Source organism: Planktothrix sp. FACHB-1355 (genome assembly GCF_014748295.1).
In the GTDB taxonomy this organism is placed as follows: domain Bacteria; phylum Cyanobacteriota; class Cyanobacteriia; order Cyanobacteriales; family Aerosakkonemataceae; genus Aerosakkonema; species Aerosakkonema funiforme_A.
In genome coordinates this window covers 1-9,097 of sequence record NZ_JACJUP010000151.1, presented here as the reverse complement: position 1 = coordinate 9,097, position 9,097 = coordinate 1, and the positions used below count along the sequence as shown (strand labels likewise).

The following is a 9,097-nucleotide window of genomic DNA, read 5'->3' as shown; positions in this document are numbered from 1 at the left end:
TCTTCCGATCTTACTGGCTTGGGAATTAGCAGTTACTTGGTTGCTAAAGTACCCAGTCGCCGGGAAATTGAGCAATTGAATCAAACCAAAATCATCGAGCTTGAAACCAAACTCAACGAACTGCAAAGTATCCACACTTGGCAACAGCAATTACTGGAATCTTCCGAGGCCAAGAAACTAGAGGAAATACAAGTTTTACGAGAGTCCTATGAATCTCGCCTCAGTGCTGACCAAAAAGCTTTACAAGACCTTTCAGAATCCAAAAATAAGGAAATCGCTCTCTTGAAAGAAAGCGAGGCTTATAAGCTCTCAGAACTGCAACAACAGCTAGAGACTGAAAAAGCCGAATTAGAACTGGCTTTCGCTGCCAAAATTGCTCAATTGGATGCTGATTTAGCAGCTACAAATCAGTGGCGAGATAATGTGCTTAAGTTAGAATCCGATTTAAAGAAATTCTCCGAACAATTGAAGTTAGAAGAAAAAGCGCTCAGGTTAGAAGAAAAGCGCATCCGGCTTGATGTACGCGACGAACGGGGGCAAACTAAAGAATTGCTCAAGAATGCTCAATTAGAAATCCAAGCCCAGAATGTAATTATCCAAAAACTCCAATCGGAAATCGTCAGTTTAAAAGAGCAGAACGAGCAGTTATTCAACGAACTATACACCGCTAAAAAGCCGGATGCTGATGAGCTAGTTACGCAGATTCAAACAGCATTAGCTCAACAAGGAATTCAATCAGAATTCATCTCAAAAAGAGTGATAGAGGGAGTAGAAAGGATTTACCTCAAACCAACTAATTACTGGGAGCCATCTAAATTAGAGATAGTGGCTAAGATTTTACCTGGAATGGTTGATATTCCTCAGCCGACAATCCAAGCTAAAAATGGGAGGATTGAGGTAAAAATCGATAGGAGGGATGAACTAGATAGAATTAAAGATGCGCCTGATAATTGGTTGGAAATCTTATACAAAGATGCTGCCAAAGATGGGAAGAATTTAGCCATCCTTGGAGCTAGGGGAAAAGGGAAAACAGAACTGGCTAAAAATTATTGTGGTTTAGTTGTTAGGAAAGAGCCAGACTGCGAAGTAATTTACATTCAGCCAAAAGTAGATGATTACGCCACTTTTACAATTAATGGGAAACTGTTTGAGCCTGATTATATTGGGTTTGAATCGGTAACTGCTAGTAACGGAGTAACTATCCCAAGTGCTTATGAGGGGATTATTTATCTGAGGAAGCTGTACTCAGAAAGAAATAGCATCAACCAACAATGTTTTGCCGATAATAAGCCGTGTCCGAAGTTCAATCGAGTTTTCTTCTTGATTGATGAATTGCAATTGCTATTGTCGAGGGAAAGGGAGTTTATTGAGCCGGATGTCATCAAATCTGAAAAGCTGAGAAATGGGCAGACATTCGGCGGTAAAATTATCAGAGATGCTATTAGTTTGGGGCGGTCGTTGGGGATTACAGTGTTGGCGTTAGGGCAATTGCCAAACGTGAGTGTTTATGGGTGGAATAAAAATGACCTTTACCAATACATTACTATTTTTATGAGTGCGAATATTCCCCAAGCAGCTAGCGATTATGCACCGACTAAGGAAGAGAAAAATAGGATTTTGGGAGATTTGGAATTGTGGCGGAAGCGAGCATCGGCAGATAGTTCCAAGGATTATTATTGCTATGTTAGACCGATGGATAAAGCAGGATATTTAGCGTTGCTTCCTTTTCCTGGAGCTTATTTGGATTAGTGTTAATTGTTTCCTGTAATGATTGCTTGCCCCAGCCAGTTAGCGATGAGTTAGCTTAGGAGAAATATACTATAGCATCTGGGTAATGGCACACTTACAGCATTACTCAGAGGATGACTTATGCCCATCCATGCCGATCGCTACAACGCCCGTGCTACTCTTATGCCAGACTAAACGGTAGCTTGACAACGTATCTGTCTGCCAGAGCGATCGCTTCTACTCCATCAACTGCATCGTGCTACCATAGTAAATTACGCCTTCGCTGTTCCCTACAGGCTCAACAGCGAGAATCAATATACTAATTTATAAAATGCCAGCAAACTATACCGAACTAGAAAAACGCCTCTGGGAGGCAGCAGACGAACTCCGGGCTAACTCCAAACTCAAGCCCTCGGAATACTCCGTACCCGTACTGGGGCTGATATTCTTGCGCTATGCCGATTATAAATTCAGTCTGGTGGAACGGGAATTAGCCGGGGTAAGTACCCGCCGCCGCAGTGTGGGCAAATTGGACTATCAAGCGAAAGGGGCGTTGTATTTAACCGAAAAAGCACGGTTTGATTATTTGCTGAATTTGCCAGAAGCCGAAGATATTGGCACGGCAATTAATCAGGCGATGAAAGCGATTGAAGATGAAAATGAAGAATTAAAGGGAATTTTACTCAAAGATTACAATCGGTTAGAAAAACCGACGCTACGGGAGTTATTGAAAACGTTTAATCGGATTAAATTAGCAGAAATTGGCGAGGATGCTTTTGGGGAAATTTATCAGTATTTTTTGAGTAACTTTGCCCAAAAAGAAGGACAAAAAGGCGGCGAGTTTTTTACGCCGATTTCTGTAGTTAAGTTAATTGTAGAAGTCATCGAACCTTATCACGGATTGATTCTCGACCCGGCTTGTGGGGCGGGGGGAATGTTCGTGCAAAGTGCGATGCGGGTGAGCGAAAAATTAGGACGTGACCCCAATACTGCTATTAGCGTTTACGGTCAAGAAAAGACGGAAGGAACGGTTAAACTGTGTCAGATGAACTTGGCGGTTCACGGAGTTTCTGGTTTGCGGAATATCCGCCAGGGGAATACTTATTATGAGGATATCCACAATTGCGTGGGGCAGTTTGATTTCGTGATGGCGAATCCACCGTTTAATGTGGATGGAGTGGATAAGGAACGATTGGAAAATGACCCCAGGTTTCCGTTTGTTAAACCGAAGGTAGACAATGCGAATTATCTTTGGATTCAGATATTCTACAGTGCTTTAAATGATACGGGACGGGCGGGATTTGTGATGGCGAATTCTGCCTCGGATGCGCGGGGTTCTGAATTGGAGGTTCGCCACCAGTTGATTAAAACTGGGGCAGTGGATGTGATGATTGCCATCAGTTCTAATTTCTTTTACACGGTAACGTTGCCTTGTACTTTGTGGTTTTTGGATAAGGGAAAGGCGAAAACACTGCGTAAGGAAAAGGTGTTATTTATCGATGCGCGGCATATTTACCGACAAATTGACCGCGCCCACCGGGAGTTTACCGACGAACAGGTGGAGTTTATTTCTAATATTGTTAGATTGTACCGAGGGGAAGCACCGGAAACGAAAAATGGCAGTCAAAATTTACTGGATACTAATTTTCCAGAGGGTGCTTATAAAGATGTGGCGGGATTGTGTCGGGTGGCGACAAGTGGTGAAATTGAAGCGCAGGGTTGGAGTTTGAATCCAGGGCGTTATGTGGGAGTGGCGGAACGTCCGGTGGAGGATTTTGATTTTGCGGAAAAATTGGAAGAATTGAATGAGGAATTGGAAATTTTAAATGCGGAGGCGAGGGAGTTAGAAGAACGAATTGCTGAGAATGTCGCGCAAATTTTGGGTACTTGAGGGATGAGTACAATAAAGTTAATGAGTTGTGGAGTTTAAGAGAATGAATATCACGTTTAACCCGGAAGAAGAACAGTTAATTCAAGAAAAGCTCAAAAGTGGTAAATATGCAACGGCTTATGATGTCATCGTTGAGGCGTTACGGTTACTGGAAGAACGAGATAAAGAGTATGAAAAATGGGTGGAAGAAACCAGGGAAAAAGTAGCAATTGGCATAGCACAGCTTGATAGGGGGGAAGGGATTGATGGCGAGGTTGTGATTGCTAGATTGCGGGATAAGCTCAAAAAAGCTGGTGAGAATCAAGCATGAGTCGTTACATTATTTCACCAGAAGCGAGTCAGGATTTAGATGAGATTTCGGATTATTTTTTGAGCCGGAGTCTAGAAGCTGGAGAACGATTTGTGAATGGGTTTGAGCAGAAATGCAAGAACTTGGTTAAGTTTCCCAATATGGGGCGTTCTTATGCTGAAGTTGAGCCGTCGTTACGGGGGATTCCGCTTGAGAATTACATCATTCTTTATCGGGTAATTGAGGATGGGGTAGAAATTGTGCGGGTGGTGAGTGGATATCGCGATTTGAAATCGTTGTTTTCTGAGTCAGATGAGGATTGAGGTAAAGCAATGAGTGAAACGAGGCTGTCAGAAGAAATGTTAGTTAAAAGTTGAGATTTTAAGAGGAATATACTGTGAATAAAACTCTAAAACCTGGTTGGAGTTATAAAAAACTTGATGAACTAGGATTTGTTGGAAGGGGGAAATCAAAACATCGCCCCAGAAATGATCCATCTTTGTATGGCGGAGAACATCCTTTTATCCAAACGGCTGAGGTTACAGCTAGTGAGTTTTATATTACGAAGTATTCGCAAACTTATAGTGATTTAGGACTAGCTCAAAGCAAAATATGGGATAAAAACACTCTTTGCATAGTCAATGCAGGTGAAAATACAGCAGAGACAGCTATTCTCAAATTTAAAGCTTGTTTTCCAGATAGCATTATTGGATTTATTGCTGACTCAGAAAAATCTGACGTTCGTTTTATTAAGTATTACCTAACTACAATTAAGCCCCAATTAAGAAGCATTACTAAAGGAGCAACTCAAGACAATCTTAGTGTTAGTAAATTATTGTCATTTGATATTCTTACTCCTCCTCTTCCAATACAGCGAAAAATTGCTGGTATTCTCTCAACTTATGATGACCTAATTGAAAACAATATGCGGCGGATAAAGATATTGGAAGAGATGGCGCGATCGCTCTACCGCGAGTGGTTCGTCAACTTCCGCTTCCCCGGACACCAACAAGTCAAAATGATTGATTCAGAATTGGGTCTAATTCCTGAAGGTTGGGAGGTTGTAAAAATTGGTGATGTAGCTGAAGTAGGTAGAGGTTCATCGCCCCGCCCTATTGCAGACCAAAAGTATTTTGAAGGCGGAACTATACCCTGGATAAAAATTGCTGATGCTACAAAATCTGGAAAGTATTTGTATGAAACAAAACAGAAAGTAAATGAATATGGAGCATCATTTAGCCGTTTACTTCCGAAAGGTTCATTAATTATAGCTGCTAGCGGCACTTTAGGATATACCCAACTGCTAGGCGTTGACGGATGTATACATGACGGCTGGCTCTATTTAATAAACTTTAACGGGGTTGAAAAAGAATATCTCTATTATCTTTTTCGCGAACAGCAGCAGTTTTTTTACAATTCCGCTTATGGAGCTGCTATTCAAAACGTTAACACAATGATTTTACGGGAAATGAAAATACTGCTTCCTCCTTCTCATATCCAGAAAAAATTTAAACAAATTATCTCTAATAACGATAAGTTGTTAGACAATTTAGGACGAAAAAACCTTAACCTCCGTAAAACCCGCGACTTACTCCTCCCTAAACTCATCTCCGGTGAAATAGACGTAGAAAACCTCGACATCAACACCGGAAACATTGCCGCCTAAACCACCAATTATAAACCCCATTATTCCCCTATGACCTACCAACTCAAAATTGACTACCCAGAAACCTTCCCCGATGCCCTCCAACAAACAAAAGAACAATTTGAACAAGAAGCTAAATGGGCAATGGCAGTAAAACTATTTGAACTCAAACGCCTTTCTTCCGGTATGGCAGCAGCCTTAATTGGCGTAGATAGAGTTACATTTCTCCTCAAATTAAAAGATTACGGCATCCCCATGATTGACCTGACCGAAGAAGAACTACTATCTGATTTAGAGAATGCCTAACTCCGAAAGAATTGTGATTAACACTTCCCCGCTAATAGCCCTCGTCGCCGCCTTGGGTGACTTAACTATTTTGCAATCCCTTTATACAGAAGTATTAGTTCCTTTGGAAGTCTGCCAAGAAATTCTTAGCGGCGGTTCTAGTAACTATGCTATTGCCGAATTTACTGCTGCCAATTGGCTACAAAAACAGCCTAGCCCTCTGAATATTTCTCCTCTACTCCTCAACTCATTAGACATCGGCGAAGCATCGGTTATTCAATTAGCCTTAAATGAAAATATCCCAACAGTTTGTATTGATGAAACTGTCGGACGGCGCATTGCTAGATTAAGCGGTCTTTCCGTTACAGGTTCCATTGGTATTTTATTACGTGTCAAACAGGAAGGCTACCCTTTATCAATCAAACAATCGATTCAACAAATGATTAACCAAGGAATTCGATTAAGTACAACTGTAATTGAATTCGCCCTCAAACAAGCCGGAGAAAATAATTAATCAAGCTAAAATTAACCTATCTTTTAATCTAAAAACAATATGCCTCACCCCGACTCAGAAGAAGCCCTAGAACTCGCAACCATCGCCCTATTTGAACAACTCGGCTACACCACCGCTAATTGCTACTACGAAAAAATCGGTACAAACAACACATTAGGACGAGAAACCAAATCAGAAGTCATCCTCATTTCCAAACTTCGCCCATCCCTAGAAAAACTCAACCCCACCCTCCCCACCGAAGCAATTAACCTCGCCATTGAAGAACTCACTCGCGACAGAAGCGCCTTAAGTCTCGCCAACGCCAACCGCGAAACTTACAAACTACTCAAAGATGGCGTGAAAGTCACCTACCGCAACAGCGACAACGAAGAAATCACCGAAACAGTCCAAATCATCAACTGGAAAACCCCAACAGAAAACAACTTTTTCCTCGCTTCTCAATTCTGGGTATCCGGCGAAATGTACACCCGCCGCGCTGATTTAATCGGCTTTGTAAACGGTATTCCCCTATTATTTATCGAACTAAAAGCCCATCACAAACGCTTAGATTTAGCTTATCGTAACAACTTCTGCGATTATCGAAACACCATTCCCCAACTCTTCTGGTACAACGGAATTGTCATCCTCTCCAACGGTACAGATAGCCGTATCGGTAGCGTCACCGCCAATTGGGAACACTTCGCGGAATGGCAGAAAATCAACTCAGAAGGCGAAGAAGGTATCATCTCCCTCGATACCATCATTCGGGGAACCTGCGAGAAAACTAAATTATTGGATATCATCGAAAATTTCACTTTATTTAGCGAAGAAAAAGGTCAAATTATCAAACTCGTTGCCAAAAATCACCAGTATCTCGGTGTCAACAATGCCATTGCAGCCGTTAAACAAATTCGCCAAAATCAAGGACGCTTAGGCGTATTCTGGCACACCCAAGGCAGCGGGAAAAGCTTCTCAATGCAGTTCTTTTCCCAAAAAGTTCACCGCCAAATTCCCGGTAACTGGACATTTGTAATTATCACCGACCGAGACGATTTAGACAACCAAATTTATAAGAATTTCGCTAAAACTGGCGCAGTCACCGAACCGGAAAAAGAAGTGAGGGCGAAAAGTGGCGAACATTTAAAACAACTCTTACAAGAAGACCACCGTTATATTTTTACTTTAATTCAAAAATTCCACACTAAAAAAGATGAAAAATATCCTAAACTTTCCGACCGCGATGATGTAATTGTCATCGCCGATGAAGCCCACCGCAGCCAATATGATATCTTTGCTAAAAATATGAGACAGGCTTTACCCAATGCCGGATTTATCGGCTTTACGGGTACGCCTTTAATCATCGGAGAAGAAGCAACTAAACGAGAGTTTGGCGATTATATCAGTATCTACAATTTCAAACAATCCATCGAAGATAACGCCACCGTTCCGCTATATTATGAAAACCGCATTCCGCAATTACAACTAACCAATACAGAACTGAATGAAAATATTACCGAGGCGATTGAATCTGCCGATTTAGAGGAGGAAGAAGAAAACAAACTAGAACGCGAATTTGCACGGGAATATCATTTAATTACCCGTGAAGAAAGGTTAGAAGCGATCGCCCAAGATATAGTAACTCACTTTTTAGGGAGAGGACACCAAGGTAAAGCAATGGTTATCTCCGTTGACCGCTTTACTGCTGTTAAAATGTACGACAAAGTACGGGGATACTGGCAACAACATTTAACCACCTTGCAACGCCAATTAGACAGCGCAGAAGCCATAGAACGAGAACCCCTGGAAGCTGCGATTCAATATATGCAAGCCACCGATATGGCGGTGATAATTTCTCAATCTCAGAATGAAGTAGAAGCCTTTCGGAAAAAAGGTTTAGAGATTCAATCCCACCGGAAACGGTTAGTTAATGAAGATTTAGACGAGAAATTCAAAGATGCAGAAAACCCGCTGCGAATTGTGTTTGTTTGTGCGATGTGGATGACGGGGTTTGATGTCCCCAGTTGTTCCACAATCTATCTAGATAAACCGATGCGGAACCACACCCTGATGCAAACGATTGCGAGGGCGAATCGGGTGTTTAAAGATAAAGTAAATGGGCTAATTGTTGATTATATTGGCGTGTTCCGCGACTTGCAGAAGGCGTTGGCGATTTACGGTTCTGCTTCTGGGGGTGGGGTGGAAGAAGGGGATACCCCAGTACAGGCGAAGGCGGCGCTGGTGGAGGAGTTGCGGAAAGCAATCTCAGAAACGACTGCTTTCTGTACGGAACGGGGTATTGATTTAGAGAAATTGCAACCTGCGGTGGGATTTGAACGCATCAAGTTAATCTCAGATGCGGTAGAAGCGATTCTAATTAATGATGAATCCAAGCAGCGGTATTTGGCACTTGTTCGGAACGTAACCAAACTCTACAAAGCCATTCTGCCAGATGCGGCTGCTGATGATTTTACCTCAGTGCAGTATCTATTTACCATGATTGGCGATCGCATTCGTTCTTTGACACCAGCAGTGGATATCTCCGAAGTAAAAGCAACCGTTGAGGAGATTTTAGATCAGTCGATTGGTACTTTAGAATATGTTATCCCGGAATCGGAACCAATCATCGATTTGAGCCAGATTGATTTTGAAGCATTAAAGGCTAAGTTTGCCTCTGGTTATAAACGCACGGAAGCCGAAAAAATTAAAGGTGCAATTAGCACGAAGCTAACGCAGATGGTCAAGCTAAATAAAAGCCGGATGAATTAT

At 42.0% G+C, this 9,097-nt stretch carries 8 protein-coding genes; all 8 read left to right on the top strand.

The genetic code is table 11. The features are described 5' to 3' along the window. The coding region (locus tag H6S82_RS09555) for a hypothetical protein (RefSeq protein ID WP_191056175.1) at nucleotides 1-1,749 on the top strand (1,749 nt) is incomplete at its 5' end. 310 nt (nucleotides 1,750-2,059) lie between these two features. After that, nucleotides 2,060-3,619, top strand: coding sequence for a class I SAM-dependent DNA methyltransferase (locus H6S82_RS09550; RefSeq protein WP_190472416.1), 1,560 nt, complete (start codon nucleotides 2,060-2,062; stop codon nucleotides 3,617-3,619). Nucleotides 3,620-3,662: 43 nt separating this feature from the next. Continuing rightward, nucleotides 3,663-3,929, top strand: coding sequence for a type II toxin-antitoxin system ParD family antitoxin (locus H6S82_RS09545; RefSeq protein WP_190472413.1), 267 nt, complete (start codon nucleotides 3,663-3,665; stop codon nucleotides 3,927-3,929). Beyond that, nucleotides 3,926-4,231, top strand: coding sequence for a type II toxin-antitoxin system RelE/ParE family toxin (locus tag H6S82_RS09540; RefSeq protein ID WP_190472411.1), 306 nt, complete (start codon nucleotides 3,926-3,928; stop codon nucleotides 4,229-4,231). The genes H6S82_RS09545 and H6S82_RS09540 overlap by 4 nt, the downstream gene beginning before the upstream one ends. Before the next feature lie 74 nt (nucleotides 4,232-4,305). Continuing rightward, nucleotides 4,306-5,574 (top strand): restriction endonuclease subunit S, encoded by a 1,269-nt coding sequence (locus H6S82_RS34310; protein WP_190472408.1) that lies wholly within the window; start codon nucleotides 4,306-4,308, stop codon nucleotides 5,572-5,574. 30 nt (nucleotides 5,575-5,604) lie between these two features. Next, nucleotides 5,605-5,859 carry a UPF0175 family protein gene (locus H6S82_RS09530; RefSeq protein ID WP_190472405.1) on the top strand — a complete coding sequence of 85 codons (255 nt, stop codon included), beginning with the start codon at nucleotides 5,605-5,607 and terminating at the stop codon, nucleotides 5,857-5,859. Next, nucleotides 5,852-6,352, top strand: coding sequence for a DUF3368 domain-containing protein (locus H6S82_RS09525; protein ID WP_190472401.1), 501 nt, complete (start codon nucleotides 5,852-5,854; stop codon nucleotides 6,350-6,352). Before H6S82_RS09530 ends, H6S82_RS09525 begins: the two co-directional genes overlap by 8 nt. 39 nt (nucleotides 6,353-6,391) lie before the next feature. After that, on the top strand, nucleotides 6,392-9,097 hold a 2,706-nt coding region (locus tag H6S82_RS09520; RefSeq protein WP_191056174.1), incomplete at its 3' end, for a type I restriction endonuclease subunit R.